This is a genomic window from Aromatoleum toluolicum, from assembly GCF_012911005.2.
GTDB classification, from domain to species: Bacteria; Pseudomonadota; Gammaproteobacteria; order Burkholderiales; family Rhodocyclaceae; genus Aromatoleum; species Aromatoleum toluolicum.
Window position 1 is genome coordinate 79261 of the sequence record NZ_WTVS01000003.1, and the last position, 21795, is coordinate 101055.

Annotated in this window: 21 protein-coding genes; 12 read left to right on the forward strand and 9 right to left on the reverse strand. The window is 66.8% G+C overall.

Features of this window, described 5'->3' with window-relative positions; translation table 11 throughout:
• Nucleotides 1–137 precede the first annotated feature (137 nt).
• Nucleotides 138–1286: a hypothetical protein gene (locus tag GPA27_RS02395; RefSeq protein WP_169137450.1), complete on the reverse strand. Its 1149-nt coding sequence runs from the start codon at nt 1284–1286 to the stop codon at nt 138–140.
• Between the two features lie 149 nt (nt 1287–1435).
• On the reverse strand, nt 1436–2962 hold the full coding sequence (locus tag GPA27_RS02400; RefSeq protein WP_169137452.1) for a hypothetical protein: 1527 nt from the start codon (nt 2960–2962) through the stop codon (nt 1436–1438).
• A 330-nt stretch (nt 2963–3292) separates the two neighbouring features.
• Here GPA27_RS02400 and GPA27_RS02405 point away from each other — a divergent pair, with 330 nt between their 5' ends.
• A complete protein-coding gene (locus tag GPA27_RS02405; protein WP_169137454.1) occupies nt 3293–3451 on the forward strand; it encodes a GNAT family N-acetyltransferase in 159 nt (52 codons plus the stop codon).
• Nucleotides 3452–3460: 9 nt separating this feature from the next.
• Here the strand turns inward: GPA27_RS02405 and GPA27_RS02410 are convergent, their stop codons facing one another.
• Nucleotides 3461–3892, reverse strand: a complete 432-nt coding sequence (locus GPA27_RS02410; RefSeq protein ID WP_169137456.1) for an Lrp/AsnC family transcriptional regulator — start codon at nt 3890–3892, stop codon at nt 3461–3463.
• A gap of 167 nt (nt 3893–4059) precedes the next feature.
• On the opposite strand from GPA27_RS02410, the gene GPA27_RS02415 reads away from it, so the two are divergent.
• The 8 genes from GPA27_RS02415 (at nt 4060) to hmpA (ending at nt 12432) form a co-directional block, all read left to right on the forward strand.
• A complete protein-coding gene (locus GPA27_RS02415; protein ID WP_169137458.1) occupies nt 4060–5241 on the forward strand; it encodes a KamA family radical SAM protein in 1182 nt (393 codons plus the stop codon).
• A 10-nt stretch (nt 5242–5251) separates the two neighbouring features.
• Nucleotides 5252–6289 (forward strand): L-erythro-3,5-diaminohexanoate dehydrogenase, encoded by a 1038-nt coding sequence (kdd, locus tag GPA27_RS02420; protein WP_169137460.1) that lies wholly within the window; start codon nt 5252–5254, stop codon nt 6287–6289.
• Nucleotides 6282–7361 (forward strand): lysine 5,6-aminomutase reactivase subunit KamB, encoded by a 1080-nt coding sequence (gene kamB / locus GPA27_RS02425; RefSeq protein ID WP_169137462.1) that lies wholly within the window; start codon nt 6282–6284, stop codon nt 7359–7361. The genes kdd and kamB overlap by 8 nt, the downstream gene beginning before the upstream one ends.
• Complete coding sequence (gene kamD / locus GPA27_RS02430) at nt 7358–8905, forward strand: lysine 5,6-aminomutase subunit alpha (protein WP_169137464.1); 1548 nt, start codon at nt 7358–7360, stop codon at nt 8903–8905. The genes kamB and kamD overlap by 4 nt, the downstream gene beginning before the upstream one ends.
• Nucleotides 8906–8993: 88 nt before the next feature.
• The gene (gene kamE, locus GPA27_RS02435; protein WP_246260912.1) at nt 8994–9770 is read left to right on the forward strand and encodes a lysine 5,6-aminomutase subunit beta; all 777 of its coding nucleotides are present in this window, start codon (nt 8994–8996) and stop codon (nt 9768–9770) included.
• A 10-nt stretch (nt 9771–9780) separates the two neighbouring features.
• Entirely contained in the window at nt 9781–10182 is a 402-nt protein-coding gene (kal, locus tag GPA27_RS02440; protein WP_169137466.1) for a 3-aminobutyryl-CoA ammonia lyase, read from the forward strand.
• A gap of 10 nt (nt 10183–10192) precedes the next feature.
• Complete coding sequence (gene kce / locus GPA27_RS02445; protein WP_169137468.1) at nt 10193–11008, forward strand: 3-keto-5-aminohexanoate cleavage enzyme; 816 nt, start codon at nt 10193–10195, stop codon at nt 11006–11008.
• A gap of 218 nt (nt 11009–11226) precedes the next feature.
• On the forward strand, nt 11227–12432 hold the full coding sequence (gene hmpA / locus GPA27_RS02450; protein WP_169137470.1) for an NO-inducible flavohemoprotein: 1206 nt from the start codon (nt 11227–11229) through the stop codon (nt 12430–12432).
• 174 nt (nt 12433–12606) lie between these two features.
• On the opposite strand, the gene GPA27_RS02455 is transcribed toward hmpA, so the two are convergent.
• Nucleotides 12607–13431 carry an alpha/beta hydrolase gene (locus tag GPA27_RS02455; RefSeq protein ID WP_211164795.1) on the reverse strand — a complete coding sequence of 275 codons (825 nt, stop codon included), beginning with the start codon at nt 13429–13431 and terminating at the stop codon, nt 12607–12609.
• 317 nt (nt 13432–13748) lie between these two features.
• Between GPA27_RS02455 and GPA27_RS02460 the strand changes: the two genes are divergently transcribed.
• On the forward strand, nt 13749–14342 hold the full coding sequence (locus GPA27_RS02460; RefSeq protein ID WP_169137471.1) for an HD domain-containing protein: 594 nt from the start codon (nt 13749–13751) through the stop codon (nt 14340–14342).
• A gap of 9 nt (nt 14343–14351) precedes the next feature.
• Here the strand turns inward: GPA27_RS02460 and GPA27_RS02465 are convergent, their stop codons facing one another.
• Nucleotides 14352–16214 (reverse strand): potassium transporter Kup, encoded by a 1863-nt coding sequence (locus tag GPA27_RS02465; protein WP_169137472.1) that lies wholly within the window; start codon nt 16212–16214, stop codon nt 14352–14354.
• A 131-nt stretch (nt 16215–16345) separates the two neighbouring features.
• Between GPA27_RS02465 and GPA27_RS02470 the strand changes: the two genes are divergently transcribed.
• Nucleotides 16346–16534 carry a magnesium transporter gene (locus GPA27_RS02470; RefSeq protein WP_211164796.1) on the forward strand — a complete coding sequence of 63 codons (189 nt, stop codon included), beginning with the start codon at nt 16346–16348 and terminating at the stop codon, nt 16532–16534.
• A gap of 16 nt (nt 16535–16550) precedes the next feature.
• On the opposite strand, the gene GPA27_RS02475 is transcribed toward GPA27_RS02470, so the two are convergent.
• The 3 genes from GPA27_RS02475 to rocF all read right to left on the reverse strand — a co-directional run bounded on the left by GPA27_RS02475 (nt 16551) and on the right by rocF (nt 18714).
• Nucleotides 16551–17345 (reverse strand): flagellar brake protein, encoded by a 795-nt coding sequence (locus GPA27_RS02475; protein WP_169137473.1) that lies wholly within the window; start codon nt 17343–17345, stop codon nt 16551–16553.
• Nucleotides 17346–17549: 204 nt separating this feature from the next.
• Nucleotides 17550–17699 (reverse strand): DnaJ domain-containing protein, encoded by a 150-nt coding sequence (locus GPA27_RS29590; RefSeq protein WP_211164797.1) that lies wholly within the window; start codon nt 17697–17699, stop codon nt 17550–17552.
• 73 nt (nt 17700–17772) lie between these two features.
• Nucleotides 17773–18714: an arginase gene (gene rocF / locus GPA27_RS02485; RefSeq protein ID WP_169137475.1), complete on the reverse strand. Its 942-nt coding sequence runs from the start codon at nt 18712–18714 to the stop codon at nt 17773–17775.
• Between the two features lie 430 nt (nt 18715–19144).
• Between rocF and GPA27_RS02490 the strand changes: the two genes are divergently transcribed.
• Nucleotides 19145–20050: a DMT family transporter gene (locus GPA27_RS02490; protein WP_169137477.1), complete on the forward strand. Its 906-nt coding sequence runs from the start codon at nt 19145–19147 to the stop codon at nt 20048–20050.
• 12 nt (nt 20051–20062) lie between these two features.
• Here the strand turns inward: GPA27_RS02490 and GPA27_RS02495 are convergent, their stop codons facing one another.
• Complete coding sequence (locus GPA27_RS02495; RefSeq protein ID WP_169137479.1) at nt 20063–21685, reverse strand: sigma-54-dependent Fis family transcriptional regulator; 1623 nt, start codon at nt 21683–21685, stop codon at nt 20063–20065.
• Nucleotides 21686–21795 lie beyond the last annotated feature (110 nt).

The window sequence follows — 21795 nt, forward strand, 5'->3', positions numbered from 1 at the left end:
GGAGTTGATCAGACAATCTGGTGTACTCATACATCGGCCACTGGTGGTGCAGCTGAGGCGAGGACTTGCCCCTCACGGAGGCCGGTGGGCTACTGCCGTTGCCAGACATGCCAAAGCCTTTGCCGGATCAAGGCGGCTCAACCGTGCGCCGAATCTTCGTCCTGTGCTTTGAGGAACTCGGCGACCAATCCCGCGAGGTCTTCCGGCGTGGTGTACTTGCACACCTGCAGGCGCGAGATCTCTGGAAACAGCATCGGATCTCCCCTTGTGACGAGTTGCGTCGGCCGGCCGAGCGCATGGGCCAGGCCGAGTTCGAGCACGACATTGGGATTGAGCCCGGTGAGATCCACCAGCGAAGTCGCGGCGCGGCCGATTTTTTCCCAGATCTTGGGAATCACATCGAGTCTTCCCGACTGGTCGCCCCTGTCATATTCGACGCCGGCTCCCTTGCATGCGGCCTTGACGGCGCGGCACGCGGCGTCGAACTCCGGCGCGAAAGGCGTGATGTGGAAACAGCGCTGGAGTGCCGCAGACGGATAAGATCCCGGCCAGAGCGGCTGCAGTAGCGCTGAATCCTGGCCGGCTTCGGACAACAGCGGTTCCAGCAGCGTCAATGCCTCGACCGGATCGACGCGCGGCGAAGAGCCGAGGCTGGCCAACAAACCGCCGCCGCTGTGACCGGCAGGCAGCCTCGCCGCGACTTCGCGTACCGTCGCCGCGACCGAGCTTCTGCCGTGCGTTGCGTAATGCCCGTAGCAGACCGCGTCGAGGAGATCGCCGAAGCCGCTGCCGTCCATTTCCGGCGCCCACTGCCACGGTTCGATGTCGATGTCGAACAGCCGCTTCGCGTCCGGACGGGCGACGACCGCGACCGACTTTCCGAGCGCGAGGGCGCATCCGAGCTGGTAGCACGCCGCTGCCCGGATCGCAACGTCGTCGGATGTCAGGTCGAAGAGACCGGCGGCACTCTGCCGAAGCTGCGTCCACCGCGTCAGCCCGGTGTCCCAGCCGGAAGGCCGAATCGCGAGCCGCAGCGCGCGCTCTGCCGCGGCCGGCGCGAGCGCCGAGCAGAATTCGTCGCATCCGGAGACGAACACCAAGTTCGAGTCTTCCTCGACGGGCCCCCAGCCGCGAAAAGGCTGCGCATAGGTCAGGTGCTCGCGCAGCACAAAGCGGCGCATCCGAGCGACGAACGGCCGCGCCTCGTCGTGCTCGATGCGGTGCGCTTCGGCGTCGACGTCGGCGGCCTTCTTCAATTCGTCGCGGAACCTGCCTTCCTGCACCATGCAGTCGGTCAGCAGTGCGCGCTCCCGCTTGCCGATGTCGAAGCCGGTCAGGACATCGAACATGTAGCGGCGCGATGGCTTCAGCAGTTCGAGTACGACTGCGGCGCGCCCGAGCGCTTCGTATTCGCCGGGTGGACCTGGCATGGCCGTCATTGTTCGAGATAGACCGCCTTCAGCCGCTGCAGCAACTCCTTGAGCTGCCTTTCCCGCATCGCTCTCGCGACTGGACTCTGCGGCCGCTGCCGCCGGATGCCGTCGAGCTCGGCCGCGAACCGCTCGAAACTGCGCCGCCTCTGCGAGGACGCGGGAGTCTGCTCCAGCAGCGCCACGAGGACCTCCCCAAGGGAGCCGATCATCTCGTCTGACCGGTCACTCGACTCCGACCGGATCTCGGCCGCCAATCGATCATACTCAAGCAGTCGGTTGGCGATCCAATCCCCTCCCGTTTCACTGCCGTGCGTCGTCAGCGTCGTCAGCGTCGAGCGGAATTCGTCGTCGAGTAGGCTGTTTTTCAGGCGCTCGGTCTCCGCCTCCGCCTCGGCAAGCAACGCGTCGTCGTCCATGCCCGCCTCCAGCCGCCGGCGCAGCTCGGCAATCCGCGTCCTGTCCGTTTGCGCGGTGTGCGCCATGTCAGCCATCTGATACGAAATCATCATATCGCGCAGCGACTCCTCTGTGACTTCGGCGCCGTCCTCGTCGCCGAGATCGCGAAAGCGCTGCAGCGCGCGGCGGTAGCGGCGTATCGCCTCGTCGACCGCCTTGCGCTTGTCTTCTGCATCGAGCAGCCGCACGGCATTCGCGAAATTGAAATCGAGCTTCGCCAGCGCGCGCTCGTCTGCGCTCGCGGCGAGAATCTCCTCGGCCTTGCGGTACGCATTGCACGCCTCGGTCAGCAGCGCCTGGTCGTGCTTGCGCGCGGCGCAGAAACACGCGTCACCCAGATAGCGCCACGTGTTCCCGATCTCGGCCGATTCCCGCAAGTGCCCCGCTTCACCAAGCAACGATCTGAGCGCCGCTGCGGCGACGGAGCCTGCCGCGGCAAGTTCCACGCTGTCGAACTCCGGCGCCGCGCGATCCTGCGCCGACCACAGTTCCTTCATGATCGCGTCGCGGCGAACCATGAACTCGTCCACGTCCAACGGGACGTCGTCGTCGCCCGCTTCGCCGAACACCGCCACCGCGCCGCACTCACATTGAGCGCGATCGAATCGCGAGCCGCAGTGCAAGCATTTGGGTCCCGATTCGCGCAGCGCGACGGTGTCGGGAAGTCCGCGTGCGCGGCAGTCGGGGCAAATAACGTTCATCTGCCGGCCGCACGCCGAGCAGACGAAGCTGAACGGCTCGAAATCCGTATGCGAATCCGCTTCCATCTCGGGTGCTGCGGCGAATCGAAGTCGACCTGCATGGTCCTGCAATAGCCGCAGATAGTGGATCGTGCGATCGGCAGCGGCGACTTGATCGAGAGCATGGTCGGTCACGAAGCCGGACCATCTCGTGTCGAAGAAGCCGTGGTAGGAATTACGCCGCGCCTGCTGCTCGTCGATCACGTCGTTCAACGTCTGCATGAAGCCATCGTCTAGCAGGGCGCAGTTCTGCTGCAGAACCTGGGCTGCCAGCGATGCGTCCTGCAGGTCGAGCAGCGACTGGATCAGGGATCTTGCTTGCCTGGAATCCATCATTTCCTCCGCGGGGCGCTATCGTTCATCTATAGTTCGGGCGCGGCGCCGATGCAAAGGATGGGAAATCCAAGGCCCGATACGGTCACGAGCGACCGAAATTCGCGATTTTGCGGGCCAATATCGTGGTGACAATGACGCCAAATCCCCATAGTTGGTGATGAAGCTACTCAGGAAGTACTTGGCTTCTACGCGATCAGCCTGGCGGAATTGGTTACTACCGATCTGCCGGCGCAGTACCGGAAACGGTTGCCTGCCCGGGTGCCCGTGTTCAGACTCGGCAGACTGGCAACGGCCAAACGGCATGAGCGAAAGTGAATCGGGGAGTACATGCTTTTCGACGCCATCGACCGGGTAACGCGCATCGCAGGCGAGGTTGGCGGCATCGGCCTCGTGGTCAATGCGAAGGAGTCCGCCGTCGACTTTTACAAACGATACGGGTTCGAACAGTTCGTAGACAACCCGTTTAACCTGTTCCTGCCCCTGTAGCCGGCTTCCTCAGCCGGGCCGATCCAGCTTGGTCGACAGCAAAATCGTCGAGAACGTATCCACCACGCCCCGGATCGCCCGCACGCGGTCGATGACCGCGTCCAGTTCGTGCGTGGTTTCCGTTTCCAGCATCCCGCACAGGTCGTAACGGCCGCTGATCGAGTAGAGCTTGGTGATCTCGTGACGTTTCCTCAGCGCACGCACGACATCCGGCTCGTTCTTCGACTCGATCGAGATCAGCACCATCGCCTGGATCGAGCGCGACGACTGCGGCTTCGACACGCTGACGGTGTAGCCGCTGATCGTTCCCGAATCTTCCAGCGCCTTAAGGCGCAACTGCACGGTGCTGCGCGCGCAGCCGAGCGCCTGCGCGATCTTCACGACGGGCAGGCGGGCATTCACTTTGAGTAGCTCGATGAGCTGGCGGTCGAGTTCGTCCATGGGTCTTGCGGGGTAGAAATCAGATTGTACGAATGTCGGTCATTTTGACTGATTTGCGGGCATATTCAAAGGCACTTTGCCTGTTCAGGCTGGCGCGGCCCGTCCCTAAACTCGTCTTCGTCAGGCCCCCGCGGCCATTCATAACGACGAACAGAAGGGACAGGAAAATGCTGCAGAAAGTCGTCATCTCTCCCCGCCAACTGCTGACCCGCGCCGAACTGGAAGCCTACGATCCGGCGTCCGAATCGTGGCAGAAGCAGTTCGCCCGCCGCTACACCCACCACTCCGAACTGAAGGACGTCCTGAACAACATGGAGGACGTGAACGAGACCGTGTACGAGAAGTTCGCGGTGTCGGTCACGCCCTACATGGCGAAGCTGATGGACCCGCACGATCCGAACTGCCCGATCCGCCTGCAGTACCTCCCCTCGCACCACGAGGAGAAGAAGGCCGGCTTCGAGACGCTGCTCGACGAACTGGGCGAGGAGGGCGACACCGTGCCCGGCACCAGCGTCGTGCACCGCTACCCGCGCCGCGTGCTCTTCCTCGTGTCGAACACCTGCTCGACGCTGTGCCGCTTCTGCACCAGGAAGCGCATGGTGTCGCAGCCGACGGGCTCGGTGCATAAGGACGAGATCGAGCGTTCGATCGACTACATCGCGAGCAACAAGGACATCGACGACGTGCTTCTGTCGGGCGGCGATCCGCTGACCTTCGACGACGAGCGCCTCGACTACATCCTCGGCGCGATCCGCGAACGCGCGCCGCACGTGCGCTTCCTGCGTATCGGCTCGCGCATGGTGGTGCAGCTGCCGACGCGCGTGACGCCCGAGCTGTGCGCGATCCTCGAGAAGCACCGCGTGCAGATGGTGAACATCCACATCAACCACCCGAAGGAGATCACGCCGCTGCTGCGCGAGCGCGTCAAGCTGATCCAGAAGGCCGGCATCATGATGGGGCTGCAGACGGTGTGCCTGAAGGGCGTGAACGACGACGTCGAGGTGCTGCGCGAGCTCTTCATGCAGGCGATCGAGATGGGTGTGCGGCCGTACTACGTCTATTCGACCGACATGGTCGAGGGCGCGCACCACTTCATCGTGCCCTACCACCGCATGCTCGAACTGTACGAGGGCATCCGCGGCTGGATCAGCGGTCCGGCGGTGCCGACCTTCGTCGTCGATGGCCTGGGCGGGCTGGGCAAGCTGCCGATCATCCCGACCTACGTGACCGAGGAAATCCGCCGCGACGGCCAGGGCACGACGATCAAGTGCCGCAATTACAAGGGCGATACCGTCGAGATGCCCGGCCTGGGCCTCGACTTCCGCGTCCCGTCGCAAAGCCGCGCGTAAGGGGAGCAGCATGAAGCATGGTTCCCCTTACGGCACGCATCGCGTCGTCGAGCCGCAAGGCGTGCTGCCGCAAGGCGCGTGGAAGATCGACAACGCGATGGCGCTTTGCGACAACGAGATCCTGATCGACGTCTCCGCGCTCAACATCGACGCCGCGAGCTTCACGCAGATCAAGACCGAGGCCGAAGGCGACCTTGGCCGCATCGCGGCGGTCGTGCGCGACATCGTCGGCCAGCGCGGCAAGATGCACAACCCGGTGACGGGCTCGGGCGGCATGCTGATCGGGCGTGTCGCGGCGATCGGGCCCCAGCTCGCGCGCAAGATCGACCTGAAGGTTGGCGACAGGATCGCGACGCTCGTGTCGCTGTCGCTGACGCCGCTGCGGATCGACGCGATCCGCAAGATCCACGTCGACAAGGACCAGATCGAGATCGACGGTCAGGCGATCCTGTTCGAGACCGGCCTGTACGCGAAGCTGCCCGACGACATCCCCGAGAAGGTCGCGCTCGCAATTCTCGACGTCGCCGGCGCACCGGCGCAGACGGCGCGTCTGGTGCGTCCGGGCGACACGGTGGTCGTCGTCGGCGGGGGCGGCAAGTCCGGCACGCTGTGCGTGTATGAGGCGAAGAAGCGCGCGGGGCCGACCGGCTGCGTGATCGGCGTGTCGCCGTTCGCGAAGGACTGTCGCCGCATGAGCGAGCTCGGCTGGGTCGATCACGCACTGCAGGCTGATGCGACCGACGCCGTGTCGATGATGGAGGCGATCGCGGACGTGACCGGCGGGCGCATGGCCGACGTCGTGATCAACTGCGTGAACATCGCGAACACCGAGATGGGCAGCATCCTGTCGACGCGCGACGGCGGGAAAATCTACTTCTTCTCGATGGCGACGAGCTTCACCGCGGCCGCACTCGGCGCCGAAGGCGTCGGCAAGGACGTCGAGATGATCGTCGGCAACGGCTACGCGAAGGGGCACGCGGTGCTCGCGCTCGAATTGCTGCGCGAATCGCCCACGCTGCGCCGGCTCTTCGAGACGCTGTATGTCTGAGGCAGCTGCCATGCACGCGAGCGCACTGTGGCGCGAGATCCGCGCGGCCGGCATGACGACGCTGGCAGTGATGGGGATGACGAAGAACACCGGCAAGACGGTGTGCCTGAACCATCTCCTCACGCAGGCACACGCGCAGGGCGTGAGCGTCGGTATCACGTCGATCGGCCGCGACGGCGAGGACCGCGACCAGGTGTTCTTCATCCCCAAGCCGCCGGTGCTCGTGTGGCCCGGCAGCCTCGTCGCGACCGCACGCGACACGTTGCTGCGCGCGAAAGTGCGCTGGAAGCAGATCGGCGCGACCGGCATCGACAGCCCGATGGGCGAGATCCTGATCGTGCGCGCGCTCGACCACGGCGAGATGGAGATCGCCGGCGCGTCGCGCAGCTCCGACCAGCACAAGGTCATCGCGATCCTTAAGGGCTGCGGCTGCGCGCTGGTGCTGCTCGACGGCGCGCTCGGTCGCAGCCACCACGCCTCGCCTGCGATCGCCGATGGCGTCGTGCTCGCGACGGGCGCGGCGATCGGTGGCGGCATCGCCGACGTGATCCGCAAGACGCGCGACCGGCTCGCGATCCTCGGCATTGCAGCGGTCGATGAGGCGCTCGGTGAACGCTGCAGCCATGTCTTCGCGCACGGCGGCATCGGCGCGTGGAACCGCGCGGGAGAGACCGTGTTCGACGCGCGCATCCCGACGCTCAACGCCGCCCCGACGCTGCTCGGACTGGATGATCCCGTGACCATCGCCGTCAGCGGCGCCGTCGGCCGCGCGCTGTGGCACGCGCTGAAGACGCTCGCCGCGCGCCACCCGGGCCTCACGGTCGTCGTCGCCGACGGCACCAAGCTTTTTGTCGATGCCAACGACGTCGCGGGTTTCTCCGCGATGGGCGGACGGCTCGCCGCCTTCCGCGGCATCCGCATCGCCGGCATCACCCTCAACCCGTTTTCGCCGCTCGGCGGCAGCTTCGACGCCGGGGACTTCCTCGACGCCGCACGCCGGGCCTTCCCCGCTCACGTCGTCGCCGACGTGATGCGCGAGGAACACACCATGCAGGAAGGATTTCTCCAATGAGTCAATTGAATCTGGACCAGGGCCAGATCGACCGCGCGCGCGAGTCGGCGCGCCGCATCGCGCACCGCGTGTTCGACGACATGAGCCAGTACACGACCACCACCGTCGAGCGCGCGACGCTGCGCCTGATGGGTGTCGACGGTGTGGACGATAATCAGATCCCGCTGCCGAACCGTCTCGTGAGCCACCTGCAGGAGCAGGGGTTGCTGCAGCACGGCGCGGCGGCGGTCGTCGCGGGCGCGATGGCCGAGCACAGCCTCGGCGCGCAGCAGATCGCTGAAGCCGTCGCTGCCGGCAAGCTCGTGCTCGCCCGACCGAAGAGCGACAAGACCGCGCGCCAGTCCGCCGAGGCGATTGCCGCGAGGATGTGCGAGCACGTCGCCGCCCAGCGTGCCTTCCGCGCGCAGCAGATCGAAAAGGTCGGCGAGGCCCGCACGCCGTGGCTCTATCTGATCGTCGCGACCGGTAACATTTTTGAGGACATCGTCCAGGCGCGCGCCGCCGCCGAGCAGGGCGCCGACATCGTCGCGGTGATCCGTTCGACCGGCCAGAGCCTGCTCGACTACGTGCCCTATGGCGCGACCACCGAAGGCTTCGGCGGCACCTACGCGACGCAGGAGAACTTCCGCCTGATGCGCGCCGCGCTCGACGAGGTCGGTGCCAAGATCGGCCGCTACATCCGCCTGACGAACTACTGCTCCGGCCTGTGCATGCCCGAGATCGCGGCGATGGGGGCGATGGAGCGTCTCGACATGATGCTCAACGACTCGATGTACGGAATCATCTTCCGCGACATCAACATGAAGCGCACCTTCATCGACCAGTTCTTCTCGCGCATGGTCAACGCCTACGCCGGCATCATCATCAACACCGGCGAGGACAACTACCTGACGACCGCCGACGCGTTCGACGCGGCGCACACGGTGCTCGCGTCCCAGCTGATCAACGAGCAGTTCGCCTACATCTCGGGCCTGAAACCCGACCAGATGGGCCTCGGGCATGCCTTCGAGATCAACCCCGACCTCGAGAACGGCTTCCTGTGGGAAGTCGCGCACGCCCAGCTCGTGCGCCAGGTCTTTCCGGAAGCTTGCCTGAAGTACATGCCGCCGACCAAGCACATGACCGGCAACATCTTCAAGGGGCATGTACAGGACGCGCTGTTCAACGTCGTCAGCACACTCACCGGGCAAAACATCCACCTGCTCGGCATGATGACCGAGGCGATCCACACGCCCTTCATCCAGGACCGCTTCCTCGCGATCCAGAACGCGAAGTACGTGTTCGGCACGATGCGCGACCTGCATGAAGAAGTCGAATTCAGGGCCGGCGGCAGGATCGAGCGGCGTGCGCAGGAAGTGCTCGGCGAGACCGTCGGGATCCTCGCCGACATCGAGAAGATCGGCCTGCCCGCGGCAATCGGCCGCGGCACCTTCGCCGACATCTCGCGCACGATGGACGGCGGCAAGGGCCTCGACGGCGTGATCGCCAAATCGCCCGACTACTACAACCCCTTCCCGGACCTGATGCTGGCGGGAGCGAACTGACCATGAAACAGCCCCCACGCTCACTTTGTTTCGCTGCCCCCCGAGGGGGCGCAGGCCTCCCTTGGGGCGGCCCTACGGGAGTCCTGAAATGAGCGCCAACATGAACAAACACCTCACAGAAGCGGTCGCCGAAAACTGGGTGAAGCCCTACGGCGACACGATGAACGACGGCCGCGTACAGCTCTCCTTCACGCTGCCGGTCGCGCTCGACGAGAACGCGAAGGAAGCTGCGCGCCAGCTCGCGCTGGAGATGGGCCTCGACGAACCCTCCGTCGTGCATGCCGAGGACATGGGGCAGGGCTTCTCGTTCTACGTGCTGTACGGCCAGTGCAAACACCGCGTCGACCTCTCGCGCATCAAGGTCGCGAAGCCCGAGTTCGAGACGCTCGACAAGGACGGGATCAACGCGCTGATCGCCGAGAAGATGGGCCGCAAGATGGTTGTCGTCGGCGCCTGCATCGAGACCGACGCTCACACCGTCGGCATCGACGCGATCATGAACATGAAGGGCTACAACGGCCACAAGGGGCTGGAGAGCTACCACGAGGTGCGCGCGATCAACATGGGCGCGCAGGTCGATTCCGAGGAACTCGTGGCGCGCGCGATCGAGGAGCGGGCCGACGTGATTCTCGTGTCGCAGGTCGTCACGCAGAAGAACATCCACCTCGACAACCTGACGCGCCTGTCGGATCTGCTCGAAGCCGAAGGCATCCGCGACCGCGTGATCCTCGTCGTCGGCGGTCCGCGCATCTCGCACGAGCTCGCCAAGGAACTCGGCTACGACGCCGGTTTCGGCACCAAATCCTACGCCGAGGACGTCGCGTCCTTCGCGATCCACGAATGGACCAAGCGCCACGCGGCGTAAGGGAGACAATATGAATAATGAAATCACCAGCCTCATCCGCCTGCGCATCAGCGCCCACGACGCCCATTACGCCGGCGGTCTCGTCGACGGTGCGAAGATGCTGCAGCTCTTCGGCGACGTCGCCACTGAACTGCTGATCCGCAGCGACGGCGACGAGGGCCTGTTCGTCGCCTACGACAGCGTCGAGTTCCTCGCGCCGGTGCGCGCCGGCGACTTCATCGAGGCCACCGGCCGCATCGTGGCCATGGGCATGACCTCGCGCAAGATGGAGTTCGAGGCGCGCAAGGTCATCGTCCCGGCGGGCGTTGCCGGCCAGCCTTCGGCCTGCGATGTGCTGCCCGAGCCGATCGTCGTCTGCCGCGCGTCCGGCACCTGCGTCGTGCCGGCAGCGTGCCAACGCAACGTGCGCTGAGCGCGTGGTCATGGACAAGCTCATCATCACCGCGGCGCTGACCGGCGCCGAAGTCACCCGCGAGCAGCAACCCGCGCTGCCGCTCACGCCCGACGAGATCGCGCGCGCCGCCGAGGAATGCGCGCAGGCGGGCGCTTCCATCGTGCACGTGCACGCGCGCCGTCCCGACGGCACGCCGACGCAGGACAAGGCGATCTACGCCGAGATCATCGAGAAAATCCGGGCGCGTTGCGACGTGATCGTGCAGGTGTCGACCGGCGGTGCCGTCGGCATGACGGCCGCCGAGCGCCTCGCGCCGGTCGAACTGCGCCCCGAGATGGCGACGCTGTCGATGGGGTCGGTGAATTTCGGCGACGACGTCTTCCTCAACCATCCGGCGGACATGGCAGCCTTCCTCGCCGCGATGAAGGAGTTCCGCGTAAGACCCGAGTTCGAGATCTTCGACGCCGGCATGCTGCACAGCCTGCAGCGCTGGCTGAAGCAGGGCGTCGTCGACGGGCCGGTGCATGTCGACCTCGTGCTCGGGGTGCCCGGCGCGATGGCCGGCACCCCCGAGTCGTTGATGTTCCTGCGCTCGCAACTGCCTCCGGAGGCAACCTGGACGGTTGCCGGCATCGGCGCCGCGCAACTGCCGCTCGCCGCGATGGCGATCGCGCTCGGCGGGCATGTGCGCGTCGGCTTCGAGGACAACGTGTGGTACCGCAAGGGCGAACTCGCGACCAGCAACGCCCAGCTCGTCGCGCGCGTCGCCCGGATCGCAGGGGAGATGGAGCGGCCGGTGGCAACGCCGGACGAAGCGCGGGAGATCCTCGGCATCATGCGCTGAGCGCATCGGGCGGCAGGGGGGCGCTCGCCGTGTTCGCCCGCCTTGCGTGCGCCGTCCTGTCGCGGCACGGCGCACGCTAACGGTTTCTCGCGCCGCCTGGCGGTTCGGCGTGGATGTCCCATTCGACCGCGTCACGCCCTTGCAGTCGCCCGGACATGCGTGTACGCTCGCGGCCGCAAAGATGCAAATAATATGACTCTTATAGGAATGACCCCCCGATGGCTTCAAGACGTACCGTCGAACTCGTCCACGCAACCGTTCCCGCGCTGCAGGCTCACGGCCTCCCGCTGACGACGCACTTCTATGATCGACTATTCGCGCACGAGCCGGAGCTGAAGAACATCTTCAATCTCGGTAACCAGGCCGGCGGTCGGCAGCAACAGGCGCTCGCGCAGGCCGTGCTCGCCTACGCGCAGAATATCGAGAACCCCGCGGCACTGGCGCCGGTCGCGTCGCGCATCGCACACAAGCACGCGAGCATCGGCATCCGCGCCGAGCATTATCCGATCGTCGGCCGCCACCTGCTCGCGTCGATCCGCGAAGTCCTCGGCGCTGCGGCGACCGACGAGATCGTCGCCGCCTGGGCCGAGGCCTATGGCGAGCTCGCCGACGTGTTGATCGCTGCCGAAGCGGAACTCTATCGCGCGGCGGCCGCGGCCCCCGGCGGCTGGGATGGCTGGCGCGAATTCGTTGTCGAGCGCAAGGAACGCGAGAGCGAGCTCATAACCTCCTTCTACCTCCGCCCGGCCGACGGCGGCGCGCTGCCGCCCTTCGTGCCGGGGCAGTTCGTCAGCCTCGTGCTGTACATCCCCGAGCTCGGCCACGAGCAGATCCGCCAGTACAGCCTGTCCGAAGCGCCCAACACCGGCTATTTCCGCATCTCCGTCAAACGCGAGGGCCAGGATCCGCAGGGCGTCGTGTCGAATCGCCTGCACGACGCGGTGAATGCGGGCGACCGCGTCCGACTGTCGCCGCCCTACGGCGACTTCTATCTCGACGAGGAGCGGAACACGCCCGTCGTGCTGATCAGCGGCGGCGTCGGTCTCACGCCGATGATCAGCATGCTGAATGCGCTTGCACAGACGAAGCGGCGCGCGGTCTTCGTCCACGGCGCGCGCAACGGCCGCGTGCACGCGCTCAAGGGACACGTCGAGCAGCTCGCGGCCGAGCATGCGCATGTCGAGCATGTCGTGTTCTACGACGCTCCGGACGCGGCGGATGTCGCCGGGCGCGACTACCACTTCGAGGGCGTCGTCGATCTCGAACGCGTGCGCACCCGGGTCGAACTCGCCGATGCCGACTACTACCTGTGCGGCCCGCTGCCCTTCATGCTGAAACAGCGCGACACGCTGCTCTCGTGGGGCGTGCCGGCAGGACGCGTGCACTATGAAGTCTTCGGGCCCGACCAGATCGTCAGCGCCTGAGCGCAGGCGCCGTGGGAGGCTGCGGCCGGGATGGCCGCCGATCACTTTCGCAAGCGATCGCAGGCGGATCGACCCGCCCTCCACTGCGGGGCCGGGAGCCGCGAGCCGTCGTCGGTCACCCTGCCTGCGCGCGGCGCCTCCTGGCGCTGCGCGGCGGATGATCCGGCAACGGGGTCAGCGATCCTCCCCGAGCAGAAACGCCACGACCGCATTCCACCAGCGATCGTCGACGCGCTCGACCCAGTCATTGTGGTCGGCCGCCGGCACGACGATCCGGCGTTTCGGGCCCGTCAGTCCCTCGTACAGCGCAGCGCCGAAGCGCGCGGGCACGATGCTGTCCCGTTCCGCGACGACGACCAGCACCGGGCGGTCGAATGATGTGAGGTGAGCGGCGCTGTCGTAGCGGTCATGCAGCAGCCATCGCACCGGCAGCCACGGAAAGTGGAAGGCGGCGACGTTTTCGAGCCTGTCCCACGGCGTGATGAGCAGCAGGCTCGCGAGCCGGTCGCGCTGGCGCTCGGCGACCGCCGCGACGACGCCGGCGCCGAGCGATTCCCCGACAAGGAGCAGCGGCGCCCCGTACAGGCGATGGGCCAGCGCCACGGTCGCGTCGGCGTCATCGACCAGTGCTCGCTCGCCGGGCTTGCCGTCGCGCGGGCCGTAGCCGGGATATTCCGCGAGGATCACGCGCAGGCCGAGTCGTGTGAGCGCCTCGGCGTAATACCCGCGGTGGCCGGCGTGGCCCGCGTTGCCGTGGAAGACGACCGCGGTGCCGCGCACGGGGCCGGCCGGTTCGGCGACGAGCCCGCGGAAGTCATCCGGCGTCGGCCATGCACGCAGCGGCCCCGAGACCAGCGCCTCCAGCGGCGCCTTGTCAGGGTAGTAGAGCGACTGGTCCTGGAACATGGTGGCCCCCGCGAGCACGAGGATGAAGGCGATCGTCAGCCGCAGCATCACTGTGGCAAGCGGCGCGGCGGGGTCGGCGACGAGCCGGTTCATTCGGTCATATCCGGTTTGTCCATCGGCATTCACCCGCATGTGCAGCCTTGGAACACATTGTCGCGCGGCTGGCGGCTCGATTCAAATGCGGCGGCCCGATCGGTACAGGCGAACTCGACGCCCGAGCGTCGGGCACATCCCGCGCGCCGCCCCGATCGACACATGACGCGAGTGCGTCGCCGGATGGTGCCGTCGTCACGGTGCGAGACCGGTTCGGTAGCCTTTCCGATGATGTTCATCCATAGGGCGGAGACGAAGGGGAGCTGCGGGCTCTGGTAGACTTCCCGGCCCCGCAGCCTCACCGAGTCCGCAGCACCGTGAACGTATCCGACCTGCAACGGCAACTGGCCTTCCTCAAGGAAATCGACCGGCTCAAGAGCATCGTCCGGCTGTCGCCGCTGATCGACCGCTCGCGGCGCGAGAACAGCGCCGAGCATTCCTGGCACCTCGCGCTCTACGCGCTGGTGCTCGCCGGGCATGCCGCCGGCGAGGTCGACGTGATGCGTGTCGTGAAGATGCTGCTGATCCACGACATCGTCGAGATCGACGCGGGCGACGTGCCCTTCCACATGCCGTCGACCCACGCGGGCCAGGCCGAGCGCGAACGGCTGGCCGCCGAGCGCATTTTCGGCCTACTGCCCGAAGCACAGGCGGCCGAATTCCGCGAGCTGTGGTTCGAGTTCGAGGCGGCCGAGAGCGACGACGCGAGATTCGCCAAGGCGCTCGACCGGTTCCAACCGATGCTGCACAACGCCGCCACCGACGGCGGCACCTGGGTCGAATGCGACGTGACGCTGGAGCAGGTCGAGGCGCGCTGCCGCCCGCCCATCGAGCGCGGTGCGCCGGCGCTGTGGGCGGTGGCGGCGCAACTCGCGGAAGAGCACTTCCGCGAACGGCCGCAGGAGCCGTAGGGAAGGTCGCTAGATCACGAGCTGCGTGCCGAGTTCGACGACGCGATTGTTCGGGATGCGGAAGAAGTCCGTCGCGCTGGTCGCATTCTTCGTCATGAACGCGAACAGGCGTGCGCGCCACGGTGCGATGCGGCTGCGGCTCAGGCGCGGGATCACCGTTTCGCGCGACAGATAGAAGGTCGTCTCCATCATCTCGAAGGGTTCGCCGAAGCGGCTGCAGTGGTCCAGCGCGCTCGGGATGTCCGGGTCTTCCATGAAGCCGTAGCGCAGGATCACGCGGATGAAGCCCTGCTTCAGGTGATGCAGGTAGATGCGGTCGAGCTCGCTGACGTAGGGCGTGTCGGCGGTCTGCACGGTGACGAGGACGACGCGTTCGTGCAGCACCTGGTTATGCTTGAGATTGTGCAGCAGCGCGGCGGGCACGCCGTCCTTCGAGCTGGTCATGAACACGGCCGTGCCATGCACGCGATGCACGCTGCCGATCATGGCCATGAATTCGTTCATCGACAGGCCCTGCCTGGCGATCTCCTCCTGCACCAGGCCGCGTCCGCGGCGCCAGGTCGTCAGCACCGTGAAGGACACGAGCCCCATCGCGATCGGGAACCATCCGCCCTGCGGGATCTTGATCGCGTTGGCGGCGAAGAAGGCGATGTCGACCGCCAGCAGCGAGCCGGCAACGAGGGCGACGAGCAACAGATTCCAGCGCCACAGCAGGACCATCACGAAGGCGATGAGCACGGTGTCGATCATCATCGTGCCGGTGACCGCGATGCCATATGCGGCGGCCAGGTTCGAGGAACTCTGGAAGCCCAGCACCAGCGCGACCACGGCGAGGTAGAGCGTCCAGTTGGTAAAGGGCACGTAGATCTGCCCCTCTTCCTGGCCCGAGGTGTGCACGATCAGCATGCGCGGCAGCAAGCCCATCTGCACGGCCTGGCGCGCCACCGAGAACGCGCCCGAGATCACCGCCTGCGACGCGATCACCGTGGCGAGCGTCGCGAGAATCAGCATGGGAATCATGGCCCACGACGGTCCGAGGTGGAAGAAGGGATTCTCGATCGATGCCGGCTCGTTCAGCAGCAGCGCGCCTTGGCCGAAGTAGTTCAGCACCAGCGCCGGCATCACGAAGGCGAACCATGCGAGGCGGATCGGAAAGGGGCCGAAATGACCCATGTCGGTATAGAGCGCCTCGCCGCCGGTCACCGCGAGCACGACCGCGCCGAGGGCGAGGAAGGCGAGGCCGGTGTGGTTGCCGATGAATGCGAGCGCGTACATCGGGTTCAGGGCCGCGAGCACTTCCGGATGGCGGACGATTTCGTTGAGGCCCAGCACTGCCAGCACAGCGAACCAGCCAGCCATGATCGGGCCGAAGAACAGGCCGACGGCGCCGGTGCCGCGGCGCTGGATCAGGAACAGTGCCGTGAGGATCACCACCGTGATGGGCACGACGAACGATTGCAGCTCCGGCGCGACGATGCCCAGGCCCTCGACCGCCGACAGCACCGAGATGGCCGGCGTGATCATGCTGTCGCCGTAGAACAGCGCCGCCGCGAACACCCCCAGCATCGACACGACCCACGTGAGCCGCCGGCTTTTCGCCTTGTCGACGATCAGCGCGAGCAGCGCCAGCGAGCCACCTTCGCCGCGGTTGTCCGCCCGCATGATGATCAGCACGTACTTGAGCGTCACCAGCGCCATGATCGACCAGAACACCATCGACAGGATGCCGAGGATGTTTTCGGGGGTGACGGGGATGGGGTGGTGACCGTTGAAGATTTCCTTCAGTGCGTAGAGCGGACTCGTGCCGATGTCGCCGAACACCACGCCGATCGCGCCGACCGTGAGGGCCGGCAATGCCTTGCGTGAATGCATGCGCTATATCCTGTGTTGTTGTTTTGGGTGCAGCGGGGCGCATTGTAAGGCCGCCGCGCAGGCGCGAGCACGTCGAGGACACCCATCGCTTCGCGGGCATACGAGACGCTGCGCGCCTCGATCGCCTCGCGGTGGCCGTCGCCGGCGCGCTCGTCGTCGCCGGCGGCATCGCGACGACCGCAGGGCTTTTCCTGCGCTGGGTCCGCGGTCGGGTGGGCAGCGACCCGGCCTACGACAGCGGTCCGCTGTCGACCATCATTCAGGACCTGCTTACGCTGCCGACCTATTTCGTCGACGTGAACCTGATCAAGAAGCAATGACCGGGGACATCGCCGCTCACACGATGCAGTTCGGGTTCTCGATGATCTGCTGGTAGACCAGCCCCTTGATCACCATGCGATCGCCCGGCTGCAGATGCCGGAATTCAAGACCGCTGCGGACTGCGGCCTGGGTTCCGGGCGCTTCGGCCTCTTCATTGCTGACGATTTCGGCGGCGACGCTCAGGCGGGTGTCGACCTCGTGCAGGCGTGCATCGAAGTCGAGACGCACGAGCTCGCCGCGCGCGCCGGGGCTGCGGGCCGAGACGAGGCGGACGCCCGTCGAGCTGATGTTCTCGATCACCGCGTCGAGCGGTTCGCTGCCGGCGGCCGAACACTTCGTCGCGAGGCGCACGCGCACCCGCGTCGCCTTGCGGATCTCGCTGCCATGCACGACTTCCGGAAAAGACAGGTGAAGGTAATCGAACGGCAGGCGGCACGTGCGCAGCACCGACGACCGGAAGGCAAATGCGCTCTGGCGGGAGAATGCACGCACGACAACCGCATCGTCGTCTACGAGGTTCACTCGCTGGCCGCCAAGCACGGGGGCCGTGACGATCAGGCTGGTGTTCTCGACGTATCCGACAATGCGCACGAAGACCTTGCCGACGCCCAGGGGCGCAGGGCATTCCATCTGCAGCCTGTCACCCACCTGCAGGTGCATGTCGCGGAACGCGAAGGTCTTGCGCTGACTCGGCGGGGACTTCTTGGCGTGGGGGCTTGTGGAGGTCTGCTCGGAGCCAGCGGAGTCGGCGTCCGCGGCAGCATCGATGCCGGCGGCCACGGAGTTCTGAACAGGGGAATTCAGCGCCATGATGAGTCATTCGGGATTTGAACGAGGGACTCTAGCACGAGACAACTCAGGTGCAAGACGTGGCGCGCGCGTGACTTTGTCGACAGCCGGGAGGCGACTGGGGGAGGGAGAGAGACGAAAAAGAGCCCGGGACGGGCAAGCCGTCCCGGGGTCGGCAGACTCGAGCGGTCGATTCCGCCCCGACCGGGGCGGAGGGCCTGTGCCTCAGTAGTCCATGTCGGGCATGGCCGGCACTGCCGCCTTCTCGTCCTTCGGCACCTCGGCCTGGGTCTCCTTCGACACGTCGGGGTGGTACTTGCGCGCGAGGCGGCGAAAGGCCTTCTTGACCTCATCGGGTGTGGCATTCCGCTCCATCCAAGATGGGTGGCATTGCGCCGGCTATCAAGCCCCTCCGTTTCGCGTGCGCATCGGAGCGTCCTGCCGCGGTTCAGCGGTTGCGGCGCGTCTGCCGGTGCATGCGCATCAGCGTGCTCTTGCCGAACAGGCTCTCGACGAGATCGACGGCCAGTTCGGCGGTCATGTTGCGGTGGTCGAGCGCGGGGTTGAGTTCGACGATGTCGAGCGACGCGAACTGCTCGGTGTCGGCGATCATCTCCATGCACAGCTCGGCTTCGCGGTAGGTCGGGCCGCCGCGCACGGTGGTGCCGACGCCCGGCGCGATGGTCGGATCGAGGAAGTCGACATCCAGGCTGACGTGCAGGTGCGTGTTCTCGTCCACGCCGGCGAGCGCCTGTTCCATCACCGCGCGCATGCCGACTTCGTCGATGTAGCGCATGTCGAAGACCTCGACCCCGAGTTCGCACAGGAAGCGCTTTTCGCCCTCGTCGACGCTGCGTATGCCGATCTGGTGGATCTCGGCCGGGAGCATTGCCGGGATGTGGCCGCCGATGCGCGTCAGCACCTCCGGGCCGTGGCCGCACAGGCAGGCGACCGGCATGCCGTGGATGTTGCCGGAGGGCGTCATCGTCGCGGTGTTGAGGTCGGCGTGCGCGTCGAACCACAGCACGCACAGCTTCTTGCCGACGCTGCGGCAGTGGCGCGCCACGGCGCTGACGGACCCGATCGCGAGGCAGTGGTCGCCGCCCATCATCACCGGCAGCCGTCCGGCGCGCAGCTCGGCATACACGGCCTCGTGCAGGATCTCGTTCCACTGCGCCACCTCCTGCAGGTGACGGAAGCCGTCGACCGCCGGCAGGTTCGGATTCGCCGGGCCGACGAGGTTGCCCAAGTCGCGCACGTCGGCACCGAAGGCCGCGATCGCCGCGTGGATCTCGGCCACGCGCAGGGCCTCGGGGCCCATGCTGGCGCCGCGCGTGCCGGCGCCTACGTCGGTGGGAACGCCAATCAGGCTAACGTTCAGATTCGTCATGGTGTCGGTCTACCCTTGTGCGGTCGCCGCAGTCCGCGGTGCGAGAGTTCGGTTCGACCCGCAGGACGCAGTGTGGTTCGTCATGCGGGGCGGGTAGCGTCCGGGCACGTGGTCGGTGCCCGTTTCGCAGGGCCGAACTTTGACGGATGCGTCGCTCAAACAGAATGGTTAATTTTGTATCGGAATGCCACTGCTCTGACGAAATGGCAGAGTTGAGTTGCGATTTGCGCAAAATCCGCCGCGCGCCACCCCCAGCGACGCCCCCGGCTCGGGTATAAAGGCGCCTCGGTTGGCACGGGACGGTATGCCCGTCCGGGTGCATTGTCGGTGCGCGGGGCTGCGTTCGTCGACCTGGTGCGCGTCGGGATCCGCCCGGGTGCCGGCCGAAATGGATAGCCACGTCGGCGAAGACTGCATAGGGAGTCGGTGAATGAAGCGCGCGCAGGCCAATGGCCTCCTGCTGGTTGCGGCACTGATCTGGGGGACGGCCTTCGTCGCCCAGCAGGCGGGCATGCGTGATGTCGGTCCGTTCACCTTCACCGGCGTGCGTTTCCTGTTCGGCGCCGTGGTGATCCTGCCCTTGGTGGCGCGTGAGCTGCGCCGCCTCGGGCGGCGCGGGGTGTGGCTGGACGGGCGCGACCTGGCGGGCGGGTTGCTGCTGGGCGTGGTGCTCTTCCTCGGCGCGGCATTCCAGCAGATCGGCATCGCCGGCACCACCGTCAGCAACGCCGGCTTCCTCACCGCACTGTACGTGCCGCTGGTGCCCGTTGCGAGCGCGCTGCTGTTGCGCGAACGCCTGCACTGGTCGGTGTGGCCGGCAAGCGCCGGCTGCCTCGGGGGCACCTTCCTGCTCGGCGGCGGCAGCCTCTCGGCGCTGTCGACGGGCGATCTGTGGGTGATCGCGAGCGCGCTGTTCTGGGCCGCGCACGTGATGATGGTCGGGCGGGTGGCCGCGCGCCACGGCGCCCCGATCACCATCGCATGCCTGCAGTTCCTGATGTGCGGCGCGCTGGGCATGGTCAGCGGGTTCTCGCTGGAGGTCGTCGGCGTCGATGCGCTGGAGCGCGCGCTGCCGTCGATCGCCTATGCCGGCATCCTCTCGGTGGGGCTGGGGTTTACGCTGCAGGTGGTCGCGCAGCGCCACACGCTGGCGGCCGACGCGGCGATCCTGCTGAGCTGCGAGACGCTGTTCGCGGCGATTGCGGCGCGCATCTTCGTCGGCGAAGTGCTCACGCCGATGCAGTTGCTGGGCGGCGGGCTGATCTTCGCGTGCGTGATGGCGATCCAGTTGCTGCCGCTCGTCCGCGCCCGCAACGAGGCGGCCCAGCCGGCCTGATCCCGCGCAAGGTCAGGCGGCGTTCTCGAACAGCTCCGGGGGGATATCCTCGGGGCACAGCTGGCTGGCCTCGTCTCCCATCAGGGCGAGCATCAGGCGCAGCTGGTTGCGCAGCTCGCGCAGGTTGCCCGGCCAGCGGTGGCGGTGCAGCAGCGCAAGCGCCTCGGGGCACACGTAGACCGGTCGCCCGCCGGCGACCTCGCGCACGACATGGCGCACGAGCTCGTCGAAATCGTCGCGCTCGCGCAGCGGCGGCAGGCTGATGATCCGGCCGCCGGCCGCGTCGAAATTGCGCAGGTCGAGTCGTCCCTCACGGCGCAGTTCGGCGAGCGGACGCCGTGCCGCACCGATCACGCGGGCGCGGCTGCCGTCGTGGGCGTCGAAGAGTCGTGCCTGCAGCGTCGTGGGTAGTGCGTCGATCTCCACGAGGAAGAGGATGCCGTTGGCCGCCTGCACCCAGGCGCGGTCCAGCTCCGCCTCCGCGGCCTCGCCCGCGGGCAGGGCCGTGCAGTCGATGCCGATCAGCGGTGCATCCGCGGTTGCTTTGTGGTCTTCATGGAATGCGCGCACGAGATGCGCCTTGCCGGTCCCCATCTCGCCTTCGATCAGCAGCGGCGTGTTCTCGGCGGCGCAATTGCGCAGCGTATCGACGATGCGCGCGATGCGCCCGTCGCCGCGGCCGATCGCGCCCAGACGGGAATCGTCGTAGCGGGCCGTCGCGGCGCGCGGTGCCGTGTCGGCGTGGCGTCGCGAACGCAGGTTGGCGCGGGCGATGAGCGTGCGGCCTTTCAAGTCGTAGAGCGGGAAGGGCGCGTCGGGCGCCTGCGCTGCCCAGCCGACCAGCCTGTTCCAGGGCGTCGTGAAGCAGGCTTCATAGATCGTCGCGGGATGCGCCGCGTCCAGACCGAGCATCCCGCGCGCTTTGCGATTGCTCGCGACGAGCCGGCCGCCTTCGTCGAACACGACGAGCGCGTGCAGGGGGTCCGCGAGCGCATCGCGGCGCGTGTGGAAGTGCAGTGTGAGGAAGCCGTCGTCCAGCGTTTCCAGCAGGCGGTGCTCGATCAGTTCGGCCGTCGTACGTAGCAGCGCCTCGGCGTGTGTGAGGTTTTCGCGCGCATCCGACGATACGTCGAGGATGCCGAGCATGCCGCCGGTGGGTGCGAGGATGGGCGTGGCGACGCAGGTGAGGATGCGGTTGCGCGCGAGGTAGTGTTCGTCGCCCTGCACCGTGACGACCGTGCCGGAGTGCAGCGCCGTGCCGATCGCGTTGGTGCCCATCGTGGCCTCGCTCCAGTCGACGCCGGGTCGCAGCGCGACGCGGCTGGCACGGTCGAGGAAGTCGGTGTGGCCCAGCGCGCTGAGGATCATGCCTTTGCGGTCGGCCAGCAGTACCGTGGATGACGGGCTGCCGATCTGGCGGTACAGGCCTTCGATCATCGGGCGCGAGAACGCGAGCAGCCGGTTGTTCGCGGCGATGCGGTCGGTGAGTTCGCCCGGCGCGAGCGCCGTGTCGTTGAGCGGTTCGTCCGGACGAAGGCCGTGCTCGCGGCTGCGCTGCCACGATGCGATGAGCGGTTCCGGTCGGGATGTGGGGGGTGACGCTTCCATCATGGGAAGCGATGAAGCATGAATCATTCCGTCGCCGTCGAACCGCGCGGGCAAAGGGGTTTTCCCGGCAGCGGGGCGTGCGTGGTGCGGCGCCGTTGTCACGCATCGGAACAAGTGTTGCCTTGTTGAGCAGGCCG